The following is a 14,196-nucleotide window of genomic DNA, read 5'->3' on the forward strand; positions in this document are numbered from 1 at the left end:
ATTTTCTCACGCGCTTTACAGCCGCATGAATGCTATATAAATGAAAGCGGCTTGTGCAGGTAGTGTCTGCGCTAGCGGCCTAAAGGATGCTTATTTTTGCAGATGCTCCAGCGGCGTATCGAGAAAGTCTTCCACCAGCCGGGCCAGCTGCTGGGGCTGGTCGTGGTGCAGCATGTGGCCGGCGTCCTGCACCACGGCCACGCGGACGTTGGGCACCGACTGCAGGCGCTGGTGGAATTCTTCCCGCGTGTAGCGGCCCTGGCTCCACTGCGCCAGGCTGTCGTCTGACGCTTCTATGGACAGCGTGGGCGCGGTGATGCGCTGGTACAGGGCCAGCGTCTCGTCCACCCGGTACAGCTGGGCGCTGCGCAGCTTGTGCGCCGCCTCGCCCAGGATCTGCCAGGCGCTGCTGCCGTCGGGCTGGGTGGTGGGCTGGGCCCAGTGCTGGGCCAGCCAGTCGGCCTGGCTCTGCTGCAGGCGGCGGTTGGTCTTCATCAGGCGCTGGGCCACGCCGCCCAGGTCGGCATAGGTTTTCAGCTGCACCTCGCCGCGATGCAGGCCCTTCAGGTCGTCGATCCAGCGGGCGAACTGGCCCGGGGCCTGGGCTGCGCGGGTGGCCGGCATGCCAAAGCCCTCCAGATTCACCAGGCGGCGGATACGTTCGGGCCGCACGCCGGCGTACATCATGGCGATATTGCCGCCCATGCTGTGGCCCACCAGGTCCACCGCCTGGCCGGGGGCGTAGTGGTCCAGCAGCAGCTCCAGGTCGGCCAGGTAGTCGGGGAACCAGAAGCTGTCGGCGCCGCCGCTGTCAGTCTGGCCAAAGCCGCGCCAGTCGGGGGCGATGGTGTGACGGTCCTGGTCCATGGCGTCCAGCATGAACTGGAAGCTGGCGGCCACGTCCATCCAGCCGTGCAGCAGCACCAGCGGCGGCTGGCCGGGCACGGGCTGGCCCCATTCGCGCACGTGGTAGCGCAGGGTGCGGATAGGTAGCCAGTGGCTGCGGGAAATGCGTTGCGGGGCGTACATGGTCTCATGGTAGCGGCAGCACGTGTTCTGGCGCCTTGCGGTAGGATGCCAAAACAAGCGGTGCCTCCTGCATTTGAGGGGCGCACCGCCATTTTTTTGGGGATTTTGGGAACCCGCAACCATGAAAAAAGTACAACTGGGTCAAAGCGACCTGCAAGTCAGCCCGATCTGCCTGGGCACCATGACCTTTGGCGAGCAGGTGGCCGAGGCCGATGCCCACGCCATCCTGGACCGTGCGCTGGAGCACGGCATCAACTTCATTGACACGGCCGAGATGTATTCGGTGCCGGCCCGCGCCGAAACCTATGGCGCTACCGAGACCATCATCGGCCACTGGTTTGCCCAGCACCCCGGTCTGCGCCACAAGGTGGTGCTAGCCACCAAGGTGGCCGGCCCGTCGCGCGGCATGCCCTGGGTGCGTAACGGCAGTGCCGACCTGACGCGCGGCGAGATCATCGACGCCTGCCACGGCAGTCTGCATCGCCTGCGCACCGATGTGATCGACCTGTACCAGATCCACTGGCCGGCGCGCCATGTGCCGGCCTTTGGCGGCGTGTACTTTGATCCCGAAAAAGACCTGCCGGTGGCTTCCATCCAAGAGCAGTTGGAGGCCTTGGCCACCCTGGTCAAGCAGGGCAAGGTGCGCGCAGTGGGCCTGTCCAATGAAACCCCTTACGGCGTGCACGAGTTTGCCCGCCTGGCCGACCTGCACGGCCTGCCGCGCGTGGCCACGGTGCAGAACCCGTATTGCCTGATCAACCGTACGGTGGAGAACGGCCTGGACGAGACCATGTACCGCCTGGGTGTGTCCCTGTTGGCCTATTCGCCGCTGGGTTTTGGCCTGCTGACCGGCAAGTACGACGCGTCCGGTACCACCGGGCCGGGTGCACCCGAGGGCCGCATGGCCAAGTTTGAATCCATGCGCAAGCAGCGTTGGGGCCGCGCCGAGTCGCTGGCCGCTGCGCGCCGCTACAACGCCCTGGCCCGCGCCCATGGCCTGACGCCTACGCAGCTGGCCCTGGCTTTCTGCTACACCAAGTGGCAGGTGGCCAGCACCATCATCGGCGTGACCTCGCTGGCGCAGCTGGACGAATGCGTGGCTGCCTGGGGTACCAAGCTGACGTCCGAAGTGCTGGCCGAGGTGGACAAGATCCGCTGGGAGTTGCGCGACCCGGCGCAGTGACTTTGGCTCACCCCCAGGCTCCACGCTGCGCGTTTCCGCCAACCCCCTTGCAGGGGGCGAACCCAGCGGGCCGGCGGAGCCGGTCCCGCGGGTTCCTTGGAAGGGGCGGGGGCGTCAATCGGCATTTTGGGTGGCTCTTTGCTTGCTATGTTTTAAATAGCTGCTAGCGCAGGTATCTTCTGCGCTAGGGGCTTATTTCTTATAAATTTCTGGCCATGGCCAAACACGAGCATATTTCCGAAACACCGGCAACGCAGCTGCTGCGGGCGCACAAGGTGGCGTTTACCGAGCATCCATACGAATACCTGGAGCATGGCGGAGCGCAGCACAGTGCCGAGGTGCTGGGGATGGACCCGTTCAGCGTGGTCAAGACGCTGGTGATGGAGGACGAGCGGGCCAAGCCGCTGATCGTGCTGATGCACGGCAACCGTGCGGTGTCCACCAAGAACCTGGCGCGGCAGATTGGCTGCAAGTCGGTGGCGCCGTGCAAGCCCGAGGTGGCGAACCGGCATAGCGGCTACCTGGTGGGCGGTACCTCGCCGTTCGCCACGCGCAAAACCATGCCCGTGTATATCGAGGCGGCGATTCTGGAGCTGCCGCGCATCGCCATCAACGGCGGGCGGCGCGGCTACCTGATCGGGCTGGACCCGCAGGTCTGCGTGCAGCTCTTGGACGCGAAACCGGTGAACTGCGCAATTCCGCTCTGAACACCCCCAGGCTTGCCCACTGCCCCGGAATCGGTTTGTAAAACCGAGAACGCATGTGGCCTCCAACCCCCTTGCAGGGGGGCAACACCAGCAGCCCGGCCAAGCCGGTTCTGCGGTGTTTCTGGAGTGATGCCCCGGATTTACATTGGGGGCCGCTTGGAAAACTAGAATGCGTCCAAGTTTGGAGACCCCTCTTGGAAAAGTTTTACCCCCTTCTCGCCACCCTGGCCGCCTATCTGCTGGGCTCTTTGTCGTTTGCGGTCATCGTCAGCCGCGCCATGGGTTTGAGCGATCCGCGCACCTTTGGCAGCAAAAACCCCGGTGCCACCAATGTGCTGCGCTCGGGCAGCAAAAAGGCAGCGATTGCCACACTGTTGCTGGACGGCGTGAAGGGCTGGTTGCCGGTCGCCCTGGTCACCTGGTACGGCCCGCGCTGGGGGCTGGAGGACGGCAGCATCGCGCTGGTGGGGCTGGCGGCGTTTCTGGGCCACTTGTTCCCGGTGTTCTTCCGCTTTGTAGGCGGCAAGGGCGTTGCGACGGCGCTGGGCGTACTGCTGGGCGTGCACTGGGCCCTGGGGCTGGCGGCCATGCTGACCTGGGTGTTCATGGCCTATGCGTTCCGCTTCTCGTCCCTGGCCTCGTTGACGGCAGCCTTGCTGGCGCCGGTGTTCTACGTGCTGGGCAGTGGTGGCTTCTGGTACACCGAGACCAGCATTCTGGTGTCGCTATGCGTGATGGCGGCGCTGCTGGTGCTGCGCCACCGCGAGAACATCGTTCGTCTGCTGCAGGGCAAGGAATCGCGCCTGGGCCAGGGCAAGAAGAAGCCGGCTAAGTTGGGCTAATCCAGTTGGGGGCCGCCACGGTCCGCCTGAATGCCCTGGCGCAGCAGGCGCTGGTGGTTGATGCGAGTCTTCACGGTATTGGCCGGCAGTGCGGATTGCACCTTGGGCGCACTGGTGGAGGTGCGGTGCAGGCGCGGTGGTATGAAGGGCTGGTTTTTGGCGTTGAGCAGCGTGGCCACCAGGGGTTGGTTGGCTGTGGCGCTGCGGCGCAGGACCAGGGCTGTATCACCGTTGTCCATGGCCACAAAGGTGCCGGGCGGGCACTGGCCTATGGCCCGGACCAGGGCTGCACCCACCGGGTCGTTGCGGACCTGCACATTGGCCAGCATGGAGCGCACGGTTTCCGCCATGCTGCGGCCTGCCCGTGATTTGCGCGGGCTGACCATGGCCGCGTAGCGGTCCACCACGCCCAGGATATGGGTCAGCCGGTAGACGGGTTCCAGCTGCTGGAATTCGGCCTTGCTGGTGGCCGGGCCGTGGTGGTTGATCACAATGTCCAACCACAGGTAGTCGCTCACGCCCATGGCGCGCAGCAGGGTGGCGCTGGCGCTGGCGTGGCCGCGTATCAGTGCTTGCTGGGCGTCGCTGGGCTTGTTGGTCTGCAGGGCCAGGGTGTCTTGCAGCGTGGTCATGCCGATGTTCATGGTCATGGCTGCGCGCACCAGGCTGTCGCGTTCAACGGGCTTCAGCTTGAGCTCTTCGGCTGTGACATGGCACAGCACAGCGCACACCAGGGCGTGCAGGGCGCTGTAGCCGACGGCCGAATTGGTGGCCAGCTGGAACAGCAGGTACAGGCCGGTGTCGGTGTCCTGCCGCAGCAGGTTCTGCATCCACAGATCGTACTGGCGGATTTTGCGTGCCAGGTCGGCGGTATGGCGCGGCTGGGCCAGCACCATGGACAGGCCGGCCTGCAGGTCGGCCCACAGACTCAGCAGGTCTTCGTAGTCCGCCTCCTGGGGGTGGGGCACGTCGGTAGAGGGCGGTGGCATGGAGGTCACAAACAAGAGGCCAGGAGAAGACCGGTAGCGTGGGTTCAGTAGCGTCTTTCCAGCACCAGCTGGTCGTTGGTACGCGTCATCTGGAAGCGGGTCAGAAAGCTGTTGCCTAGCAATATATAGGGCATGGAGGCGGATGTCACTACGGCTTCTACCTCGGTCAGCTCTACATCGCCCACACGCACGGAGGCTAGGCGGATGCTCCAGCCCGGTACCTGGCCGTTGGCGGTGTTCATGCGGATCTGCTGGCCGTTCTTGTAATTGACACCCATGCGCTCGGCGTCGGACACGCCCATGCTGACCACGGTGGCACCGGTGTCCACCAGGTATTGCATGGCCTGGCCGTTGATCTTGCCTGCGCCTATGAAGTGACCCTGGCTGTCGGCGGTCAGCATGATTTTCTTGCCGCCGCGCTCGCCCACGCTTACCGGCGACTCGCCCATGCGCAGATGGGCGCGCTTGCCAGCGATGTCCACCACGGCCTCTTCGGAAGAAACGGTCACCACTTTCACGCCCATGTAGGTGTCACCGGGGGCCACGCTTTTGGGCGGCTTGCCGTCCACCATCAGCAGCGCCTTGCCGCCCAGCATGCCGCCCAGGGCTACGCTTTGGGCCTGCGCTGTGCTGCTGGCGCCCAAGGTTAGGCCGGCGGATACCGCGACCAGGCACAGGCGCGAGCGGGTAGACATCAGTCGCGCTGGTTGTTGAAGCTCAGCGGCAGGTCGGTGATCTCTTTGCGGATCAGCGCCATGGCGGCCTGCAGGTCGTCACGCTTGGCGCCGGTGATGCGCACCGCGTCGCCCTGGATGGCGGCGGTGACCTTGAGTTTGCTGTCCTTGATGGCGCGGGTGATCTTCTTGGCGACTTCGGTCTCGATGCCGTTGCGCACCTTGATGACCTGCTTGACCTTGTCGCCGCCCATCTTTTGCACGTCGCCCTTGTCCAGGAACTTCACGTCCACGCCTTGCTTGGTCATCTTGTTGGTCAGCACGTCCATGATCTGGTCGAGCTGGAATTCGGCGTCACCGATGATGGTGATTTCCTTGTCTTTCAGCTCGATGCTGGCAGACGTGCCCTTGAAGTCGAAGCGGGTGGTGATTTCCTTGGCGGAGTTGTCTACCGAGTTGCGCACTTTGGGCAAGTCGGGTTCACAAACGGTGTCGAATGAAGGCATGGTTTTTTCTCTGAATCGGGTGTGCGGCCACGGCAAAGCAGGTCGCGGTGGGACAATCCAGCCATGTTAATCGAGAAAAATGTTCCCCTGCGCAGCTATAACAGCTTTGGCATTGTGGCCCGCGCCCACACCCTGGTGCGCGTGGCCAGCGAGGCCGATCTGCAGGCGCTGCGTGCCGATGCCGCCCTGGCCGCGCAGCCCAAATTCGTGCTGGGCGGCGGCAGCAATATCGTGCTGACCGGCGACGTCAAGCCGGTGGTGTTGAAGGTGGAGGTACGCGGCAAGCGCCTGCTGGCCGAGACCGACAAGGCCTGGGTGGTCGAGGCAGGCGCCGGCGAGGCCTGGCACGACTTCGTGGCCTGGACGCTGGACCAGGGCTACCCAGGCCTGGAAAATCTGGCGCTCATCCCCGGCACCGTGGGTGCGTCCCCGGTGCAGAACATCGGTGCCTACGGCGTGGAGCTGCAAGACCGTTTTGATTCGCTGGATGCGGTGGACCTGGCCACCGGCGCCAGCTTCAGCCTGAACGCCGCGCAGTGTGCGTTCGGCTACCGCGACTCTGTCTTCAAGCACCAGGGTGGCCTGGGTCTGGAGGGCCGGGCGCTGATCACCCGCGTGCGTTTCCATCTGCCCAAGAACTGGAAGCCAGTGCTGGGCTACCTGGATCTGGAAAAGAAAATGGCCGCCACCGGCGTCCAGCAGCCCGCGGCGCGCCAGATATTCGACTGGATCTGCGAGATCCGCCGTGCCAAGTTGCCCGACCCGCAGGTCATCGGCAATGCCGGTAGCTTCTTCAAGAACCCTACCGTCAGCGCCGAGCAATGCGCCGACATCATCGCCCGCGACCCGCGCGTGGTGTACTACCAGCTGGCCAACGGCACGATGAAGCTGGCCGCCGGCTGGCTGATAGACGCCTGCGGCTGGAAGGGCAAGACCGTGGGCAACGCCGGCGTGTTTGAAAAACAGGCCCTGGTACTGGTGAACCGCGGCGGCACCGACAACCCTGTCACCGGCGGCGAGGTGATGACCCTGGCCAAGGCCATACAAACCAGCGTCTACGAACGCTTCGGCATCCGCCTGGAGCCCGAGCCGGTAGTTGTCTAGCTCGCCACGGCTGGCGCAGGAATCCCCTTCCAGAGATGCCGCAGAACCGGCTTTGCCGGGCTGCTGGCATCGCCCCCTGCAAGGGGGGTGGCGGCCACCTGCGTTCTCGGTTTTACAAACCGATTCCGAGGCAGTGGGCTAGCCTGGGGGTGTTCAACCAAAATGGCAGATGTAGTGGTAGGGGGCGGTTACGCGGATTTGGAACGAGCTGTTGCCGGGCACGCTGAACTTTTCGCCCGCGCCCGACTTCAGCCATTCCGTGGCGCCGGTCAGCAGGTATTCGCATTCGCCGCCCACGCCTTCCATGATTTCGGGCGCGCCGGTGTTGAAGGTCAGGGTGGCTGGCAGGATCACGCCCACGCTTTTCTTGGTGCCGTCGGCAAAGGTAATGCCGTGGCTGATGCACTTGCCGTCGAAGTAGACGCTGGCCTGGGTGGTAACGCTGACGTTGTCGATCTTTGCGGTGGTCATGCTTGGTTTCCTGGATTAACTATCAATTTCATAGCTGCTCGCGCAGGTAATATCTGCGCGCGAGGCATATTTGGCTTAAATCTTGGCTGGCACGCCCGTCGATTCTAGGGCGGCCGGGCGCTGCTTTTAGGGGGCTTTGCCGGCCCAGGCGTCGGCGCTGAAGCCCACCGTGGTGCTGTCGCCCCATTCCACCACCGGCCGTTTGATGGTGCTGGCGTGTTCGCGCATCACCGCCTCGGCACTGGCCGCATCTACCACGCTGGCCTGCAGCGCCGGGTCCAGCTTGCGCCAGGTCGTGCCCTGGCGGTTCAAGACCTTTTCCCAGCCCAGCGCCTGGGTCCAGGCGGCCAGTCGGTCGGCCGGCACACCGGCTTTCTTGAAGTCATGGAAGGTGTAGGGCAGGGCGTGGTTGTCGAGCCAGACGCGGGCCTTTTTGACCGTGTCGCAGTTGGGGATGCCGTAGAGGGTAATCATGGCCGGATTATTCCAGAGGGTAGAAGCATTGCCGAAAGCTATGTATTTCGTAGCATCTTTTGCATGCCGCATAAGCGCAAGAGGCTTAAAACACCTATAAGTTGTGCAGAAATACCCCTTCCAGAAACACCGCAGAACTGGCTTTGCCAGGCTGCTGGTGTTGCCCCCCCCCGCAACGGGATAGGCGAGAGCGAAGCGCAGCCTGGGGGTGAGACAATCTTCTTATGCAAACCTTGAACGACTGGCTGGCGCACTGCGAACGGCTACACCCCACCACCATTGAGCTCGGCCTGGACCGGGTCCGTACCGTTGCCGAGCGCATGGGCCTGCGTTTTGATTGCCCGGTCATTACCGTGGCGGGTACCAATGGCAAGGGCTCCACCTGCGCCATGCTGGAGGCGATCCTGCTGCAGTCTGGCTACCGCACCGGGGTCTATACCTCGCCACACTTGGTGCACTTTGAAGAACGCTGCCGTATCGGTGGTGAAATTGCAAAAGCTCCTGATTTTGTAGCGCACTTCGCAAGTGTGGAGGGCGCCAGAGGCGATATTTCTCTGACATATTTTGAGTTCACCACCTTGGCCATCTTGGCGTTGATGGCGAGTGCCAAGTTGGACGCGGTGATTCTGGAAGTCGGCCTGGGCGGCCGCCTGGACGCGGTCAACATCATCGACACCGATTGCGCCGTGATCACCAGTGTGGATCTGGACCACATGGAATTCCTGGGCAATGACCGCGAAACCATAGGCCGGGAAAAGGCCGGCATCATGCGCGCCGGCAAGCCGGTGGTGGTCAGCGACCCGGTGCCGCCGCAGAGCGTGGTGGACCACGCCAAGTCCATCGGTGCAGACCTGTGGCGTTTTGGCGAGGATTTCAATTTCTCCGGCGACAAGCAACAGTGGGGCTGGGCCGGCCGCGGGCGGCGCTACAGCGGCTTGGGCTACCCGGGCCTGCGCGGTGCCAACCAGCTGATGAATGCCTCGGGCGTGCTGGCCGCGCTGACGGCGCTGCGCGAGCGCCTGCCGGTCACGGCCCAGGCGGTGCGCACCGGCTTGTCCATGGTGGAGCTGCCGGGGCGCTTCCAGATCGTGCCGGGCCAGCCCACGCTGGTGCTGGACGTGGCGCATAACCCCCATGCTGTGGCGGCGCTAACCGCCAACCTGGACGCCATGGGCTTCTACCCCACTACCCACGCGGTGTTTGGCGCCATGGCCGACAAGGATTTGCTGCCCATGCTGGCACGCATTGGCCCGCTGATCGACCGCTGGTATTTCACCGATCTGCCCACCGCCCGAGCCGACTCGGCGCAGCACTTGCAAAGCCAGTGGCAGGCCCAAAATACCCGCCAGGATGCCAGCAGTTCCGTGCATGCTGGCCCGGTGGAGGCGCTGCAGGCTGCCATCGCCGCCGCCGACCCCGCTGATAGAATCGTGGTCTTTGGCTCGTTTTACACGGTCGGTGGCGTCCTTGAGGGCGGTATTCCCCGGCTGCACGCCAAACACATGGGCTCTTGACTCTCCTCCGCATGGCTTTCTTCAAGTTCCGTTCAGGCGGCTCCAAAAACGACGAACCGTCGCCCGGCCCCGCTGAAACCATCGACGGCATGCGCCGCCGCGCCCGCCACCGTTTGATCGGTGCGGCCCTGCTGGTCGGTGTGGGTGTGGTGGGTTTCCCACTGCTGTTCGACACCCAACCGCGCCCGATTTCGGTAGACATCCCCATCGACATCCCCGACAAGGCCAAGCTCAAACCGCTGGCCATAGACGGGGCCGAGGCCGTGGTCAAGGTTGACAAGCCGGTCGCCACCGAAGAGCCGGTGGTCAAGGAGGCCGTGAAAGAGTCCAAAGAAACCAAGGTCGTGAAAGAGCCCAAGGTCTCTACCGAGTCCAGCCTGGACCCCAAGGAAGAGGTAGTGGCCGCACGGCCCGCGCCCAAGCCGGAAAAGCCGGCTGTGGCCAAACCCGAACCCAAGCCAGAAGCTAAGTCCGAGCCCAAAGTGGTGGAAGCCAAGGTCGAAGCCAAGTCGGCGCACAAGTCGGAAGACGACAGCGCCAAGGCCCGGGCACTGCTGGAAGGCAAATCCTTGCAGGACGCTGGTGATGGCCGTTTCATTGTGCAGGTGGGCGCGTTCGCCGACGCTGACAAGGCCCGCGAAGCCCGCGTCAAACTGGAACACGCCGGCCTGAAGACCTATACCCAGGTGGTGGACACCAAGGACGGCCCGCGCACCCGGGTGCGCGTCGGCCCCTTCACCAAAAAGACCGAGGCCGACAAAGCCGCAAGCAAGATCAAGGCGCTGGCCCTGCCAGCCTCGATCCTGGCTTTGTAAATGCCGGGCGGTATGGCGACGCTGGACTGGATCGTACTGGCGCTTCTGTGCGCCTCCCTGTTGCTGGGAGCGGTCCGCGGTCTAGTGTATGAAGTGTTGTCGGTGCTGGGTTGGATTGTGGCCTTTGTGGTGGCGCAGTGGTTTGCTGCCGATGTGGCGCAGCATTTGCCTATGGGCCAGGCGTCTGCCTCGCTGCGATTCGCCGCCGGTTTTGTGCTGGTGTTCGTTGCTGCGGCGTTCGCGGCCGGGTTATTGGCAAGTTTGTTGAAAAGTCTGGTGCAGGCCGTGGGCCTGCGGCCAGTGGACCGTGTACTGGGCGCCATTTTTGGCCTGGTGCGCGGCGTATTGTGGATATTGGTCGCTGCAGTGGTGGTCCATCTGACCGGTTTGCACCGGGGGCTGTGGTGGCAGGAATCACGCAGCGCTGCAATCGCGACCGAGGTGCTGCATACCGCCCGGCCGCTATTGCCAGAAGCTTTCGCTAAATTTTTACCGTGACGCAAGTCATTCGCTAGGGAATAAAACCATGTGTGGAATCGTTGGAGTTGTCAGCAACGCCCCCGTCAACCAGTTGATTTACGACGCTCTGTTGCTGCTGCAGCACCGGGGCCAGGATGCGGCGGGCATCGTGACGCAATTGGACCGCAAGTTCTACATGCACAAGGCCAAGGGCATGGTGCGGGATGTGTTCCGCACCCGCAATATGCGCGCTTTGCCCGGCAATTGCGGTTTGGGCCAAGTGCGTTACCCCACGGCCGGCAATGCCTATAGCGAGGAAGAGGCTCAGCCCTTCTATGTGAATGCGCCTTTCGGCATCGTGCTGGTGCACAACGGCAACCTGACCAATGCCCATGCGCTGAAGGCCGAGCTGTTCAATACCGACCATCGCCATATCAACACCGAGAGCGACTCAGAAGTCCTGCTCAACGTGCTGGCGCATGAAATTGAAAAGTCCACCCGTGGCCTGCCTCTGTCGCCCATGGACGTGTTTGCCGCCGTGCGCAATGTGCACCGCCGCCTGCGCGGCTCCTACGCGGTGATTGCGTCGATTGCCGGCCACGGCGTGCTGGCTTTCCGCGACCCGTTTGGCATCCGCCCCATGTGCGTTGGCCGTGCGCCAGGCTCGGTGATGCTGGCCAGCGAATCGGTGGCCCTGGAAGGCACACTGCACACACTGGACCGCAATCTGGCACCCGGTGAAGCCGTGTTTGTCGATCTGGAAGGCAATGTGCAGTACCAGCAGTGCGCCGATGCGCCTACGCTGAATCCTTGCATCTTTGAATATGTGTACCTGGCGCGGCCGGATTCGGTGATGGACGGCATCTCGGTCTACCAGGCGCGTTTGAACCTGGGCGAAACCCTGGCCAAGCGAGTCATCTCCACTGTGCCGCCGCAAGACATCGACGTAGTGATCCCGATCCCCGAGTCCAGCCGCCCCAGCGCCATGCAGTTGGCGCAGCTACTGGGACTGCCGTACCGCGAAGGTTTTGTGAAGAACCGCTATGTGGGCCGCACCTTCATCATGCCCGGCCACGAAGTGCGCAAGAAGTCGGTGCGCCAGAAGCTCAATGCCATCGCCAGCGAGTTCAAGGGCCGCAATGTGCTGCTGGTGGATGACTCCATCGTGCGCGGCACCACGTCCAAGGAAATCGTGCAGATGGCCCGTGATGCGGGCGCCCGCAAGGTCTATATGGCCAGCGCTGCACCGCCGGTGCGCTTCCCCAACGTTTACGGCATCGACATGCCCACCAAGAGTGAGCTGGTGGCCCATGGCCGCACTGTGGAAGAGGTTCGCGAGCTGATTGGCTGTGACGCCCTGATTTACCAGGACGTGGAAGGCATGAAGAGGGCGATCTGGGCGGCCGCCTCGACCAACACCGATACGCTGGACACCAAGATCAGCGGCTTTGATGCCTCTTGCTTTGACGGCGTTTACGTCACAGGCGATATCACCTCGGACGATATCCAGCGCCTGAATGAGGGTCGTCCGGGCGGACAGAACCCGGATGGTGATAACTCCCGCCTGGCTTTACCCAACGCTGAACACGCGTAACCATTGATATCCATGACACAGAAGACCCGTACCCGTTTCGCGCCGTCGCCCACCGGCTTTATCCACTTGGGTAATATCCGTTCGGCCCTGTATCCCTGGGCATTTGCCCGCGCTACCGGCGGCGACTTCGTCCTGCGCATTGAAGATACCGATGTGGAGCGTTCCACCCAGGTGGCTGTCGATGTGATCATCGAAGGCATGAATTGGCTGGGCCTGGACTACGACGAAGGTCCGTTCTACCAAATGCAACGCATGGACCGCTACAAGGTGGTACTGGCGGATTTGGTGGCGGCCGGCCATGTCTATCCCTGCTACATGTCTGTCGCCGAACTGGATGCCTTGCGCGAGGCGCAAATGGCGGCCAAGGAAAAGCCCCGCTATGACGGCACCTGGCGGCCCGAGCCGGGCAAGACCTTGCCCGCAATCCCCGTCGGCGTGCAGCCCGTGCTGCGTTTCAAGAACCCGCAGGGCGGGGCGGTGGTCTGGGAAGACAAGGTCAAGGGCCGTATTGAAATCAGCAACGATGAGTTGGACGATCTGGTGATTGCTCGCCCCGATGGCACTCCCACCTACAACTTCTGTGTGGTGGTGGACGATCTGGACATGGACATCACCCATGTCATCCGCGGTGACGACCATGTGAACAACACGCCGCGTCAAATCAATATCTTCCGTGCGCTCGGCAAGGAACCACCGGTGTATGCCCACCTGCCTACCGTACTGAACGAGCAGGGCGAGAAGATGAGCAAGCGCAACGGCGCCAAGCCGGTAACGCAATATGCGGCCGAAGGTTATTTGCCGGACGCGATGGTGAACTACCTGGCCCGCCTGGGCTGGAGCCATGGTGACGACGAAATCTTTAGCCGTGAACAATTCCTGCAGTGGTTCAACCTGGACCATCTGGGCAAGAGCGCCGCGCAGTTCGACGAAGCCAAATTGCGTTGGGTGAACGCCCAGCATCTGAAGGCCATGGCTGATGATGCACTGGCACCGCTGGTGGACGCCCATTTGCTGGCACGGGGTATCACGACCGACGAGCGTCTGCCGGCAATTTGTGGCTTGTTCAAAGACCGTTGCGACACCACCGTGGCGTTGGCCGACTGGGCGGCCAAGTTCTATACCGAGGTAGCGCCCCAGGCCGAAGAGCTGGCGCAACATGTGACGCCTGCCATCCAGCCCGCACTGGCGCTGCTACGTGACAAGCTGGCAAGCTGCACCTGGGACAAGCCTTCCATAGCCGCAGCCATCAAAGAAGTGCTGCTTGCGCAGGGCATTAAAATGCCGCAGTTGGCAATGCCAGTGCGCGTATTGGTCATGGGGACGGCGCAGACGCCGTCCTTGGACGCAGTGCTTTTTTTAAGTTCTCGCGAAAATATTTTGCGGTGCTTGCAAAAGTCCTAAATTGCACGCTATAATTTGAGGCTTGGAAGGTTAACAACAAAGCAGAGCTTACAAGGCAAAGCAGTGTTGATGGTTACGGGGGTATAGCTCAGCTGGGAGAGCGCTTGCATGGCATGCAAGAGGTCAGCAGTTCGATCCTGCTTACCTCCACCACCAAATCTTTTGAAGAATTTTGAGTGTGGAAGTTATTTTTGATAACGTTGTTCCAAGGTTTTGACCCTATCGTCTAGAGGCCTAGGACACTACCCTTTCACGGTAGGTACCGGGGTTCGAATCCCCGTAGGGTCGCCAAGTTGTAGCGCTTGGGTATGTTGCTTGTAAGAGCGGTGTGCCGAAAGCTATCTACCAGGAGTGGTAGTTCAGTTGGTTAGAATACCGGCCTGTCACGCCGGGGGTCGCGGGTTCGAGTCCCGTCCACTCCGCCAAAATGGAAA

General features: G+C 62.7%; 15 protein-coding genes and 3 tRNA genes. 12 read left to right on the forward strand and 6 right to left on the reverse strand.

Features of this window, described 5'->3' with window-relative positions; all coding sequences use genetic code 11:
- Nucleotides 1-90: 90 nt before the first annotated feature.
- Nucleotides 91-1,029, reverse strand: coding sequence for an alpha/beta fold hydrolase (locus tag AC07O2_RS08460; protein ID WP_495075295.1), 939 nt, complete (start codon nt 1,027-1,029; stop codon nt 91-93).
- A gap of 121 nt (nt 1,030-1,150) precedes the next feature.
- On the opposite strand from AC07O2_RS08460, the gene AC07O2_RS08465 reads away from it, so the two are divergent.
- The 3 genes from AC07O2_RS08465 to plsY all read left to right on the forward strand — a co-directional run bounded on the left by AC07O2_RS08465 (nt 1,151) and on the right by plsY (nt 3,761).
- Nucleotides 1,151-2,212, forward strand: coding sequence for an aldo/keto reductase (locus AC07O2_RS08465; protein WP_495075296.1), 1,062 nt, complete (start codon nt 1,151-1,153; stop codon nt 2,210-2,212).
- Nucleotides 2,213-2,427: 215 nt separating this feature from the next.
- Nucleotides 2,428-2,919: an aminoacyl-tRNA deacylase gene (locus AC07O2_RS08470; RefSeq protein WP_495075297.1), complete on the forward strand. Its 492-nt coding sequence runs from the start codon at nt 2,428-2,430 to the stop codon at nt 2,917-2,919.
- Between the two features lie 194 nt (nt 2,920-3,113).
- Complete coding sequence (plsY, locus tag AC07O2_RS08475) at nt 3,114-3,761, forward strand: glycerol-3-phosphate 1-O-acyltransferase PlsY (RefSeq protein ID WP_495075298.1); 648 nt, start codon at nt 3,114-3,116, stop codon at nt 3,759-3,761.
- Here plsY and AC07O2_RS08480 read toward each other — a convergent pair.
- From AC07O2_RS08480 to AC07O2_RS08490, 3 genes are read right to left on the reverse strand one after another with little or no spacing between them, the layout of a single operon-like run.
- The gene (locus AC07O2_RS08480) at nt 3,758-4,750 is read right to left on the reverse strand and encodes an HD-GYP domain-containing protein (protein ID WP_495075299.1); all 993 of its coding nucleotides are present in this window, start codon (nt 4,748-4,750) and stop codon (nt 3,758-3,760) included. The genes plsY and AC07O2_RS08480 overlap by 4 nt on opposite strands.
- Before the next feature lie 44 nt (nt 4,751-4,794).
- The gene (locus AC07O2_RS08485) at nt 4,795-5,445 is read right to left on the reverse strand and encodes a retropepsin-like aspartic protease family protein (protein WP_495075300.1); all 651 of its coding nucleotides are present in this window, start codon (nt 5,443-5,445) and stop codon (nt 4,795-4,797) included.
- Nucleotides 5,445-5,930 carry a YajQ family cyclic di-GMP-binding protein gene (locus AC07O2_RS08490; RefSeq protein WP_495075301.1) on the reverse strand — a complete coding sequence of 162 codons (486 nt, stop codon included), beginning with the start codon at nt 5,928-5,930 and terminating at the stop codon, nt 5,445-5,447. The genes AC07O2_RS08485 and AC07O2_RS08490 overlap by 1 nt, the downstream gene beginning before the upstream one ends.
- Nucleotides 5,931-5,993: 63 nt before the next feature.
- Here AC07O2_RS08490 and murB point away from each other — a divergent pair, with 63 nt between their 5' ends.
- The gene (gene murB, locus AC07O2_RS08495; protein WP_495075302.1) at nt 5,994-7,034 is read left to right on the forward strand and encodes a UDP-N-acetylmuramate dehydrogenase; all 1,041 of its coding nucleotides are present in this window, start codon (nt 5,994-5,996) and stop codon (nt 7,032-7,034) included.
- Between the two features lie 153 nt (nt 7,035-7,187).
- Here the strand turns inward: murB and ppnP are convergent, their stop codons facing one another.
- Both ppnP and AC07O2_RS08505 read right to left on the reverse strand, forming a co-directional pair.
- Nucleotides 7,188-7,505, reverse strand: coding sequence for a pyrimidine/purine nucleoside phosphorylase (ppnP, locus tag AC07O2_RS08500; protein ID WP_490592364.1), 318 nt, complete (start codon nt 7,503-7,505; stop codon nt 7,188-7,190).
- Nucleotides 7,506-7,631: 126 nt separating this feature from the next.
- Nucleotides 7,632-7,979: an arsenate reductase gene (locus AC07O2_RS08505; RefSeq protein WP_495075303.1), complete on the reverse strand. Its 348-nt coding sequence runs from the start codon at nt 7,977-7,979 to the stop codon at nt 7,632-7,634.
- Between the two features lie 224 nt (nt 7,980-8,203).
- Here AC07O2_RS08505 and folC point away from each other — a divergent pair, with 224 nt between their 5' ends.
- The 8 genes from folC (at nt 8,204) to AC07O2_RS08545 (ending at nt 14,187) form a co-directional block, all read left to right on the forward strand.
- Nucleotides 8,204-9,493, forward strand: a complete 1,290-nt coding sequence (folC, locus tag AC07O2_RS08510; protein WP_495075304.1) for a bifunctional tetrahydrofolate synthase/dihydrofolate synthase — start codon at nt 8,204-8,206, stop codon at nt 9,491-9,493.
- Nucleotides 9,494-9,504: 11 nt separating this feature from the next.
- Complete coding sequence (locus AC07O2_RS08515; protein WP_495075305.1) at nt 9,505-10,308, forward strand: SPOR domain-containing protein; 804 nt, start codon at nt 9,505-9,507, stop codon at nt 10,306-10,308.
- Nucleotides 10,309-10,320: 12 nt separating this feature from the next.
- A complete protein-coding gene (locus tag AC07O2_RS08520) occupies nt 10,321-10,806 on the forward strand; it encodes a CvpA family protein (RefSeq protein WP_495075306.1) in 486 nt (161 codons plus the stop codon).
- Between the two features lie 28 nt (nt 10,807-10,834).
- Nucleotides 10,835-12,361, forward strand: a complete 1,527-nt coding sequence (purF, locus tag AC07O2_RS08525) for an amidophosphoribosyltransferase (RefSeq protein ID WP_495075307.1) — start codon at nt 10,835-10,837, stop codon at nt 12,359-12,361.
- Between the two features lie 12 nt (nt 12,362-12,373).
- Nucleotides 12,374-13,762 carry a glutamate--tRNA ligase gene (gene gltX / locus AC07O2_RS08530; protein ID WP_495075308.1) on the forward strand — a complete coding sequence of 463 codons (1,389 nt, stop codon included), beginning with the start codon at nt 12,374-12,376 and terminating at the stop codon, nt 13,760-13,762.
- 77 nt (nt 13,763-13,839) lie between these two features.
- A tRNA-Ala gene (locus AC07O2_RS08535) sits at nt 13,840-13,915 on the forward strand.
- A gap of 62 nt (nt 13,916-13,977) precedes the next feature.
- Nucleotides 13,978-14,053: transfer RNA gene (locus AC07O2_RS08540), tRNA-Glu, on the forward strand.
- A 57-nt stretch (nt 14,054-14,110) separates the two neighbouring features.
- A tRNA-Asp gene (locus tag AC07O2_RS08545) sits at nt 14,111-14,187 on the forward strand.
- The last annotated feature ends 9 nt before the right edge of the window (nt 14,188-14,196 follow it).

Source organism: Rhodoferax sp. GW821-FHT10B06, from assembly GCF_059415605.1.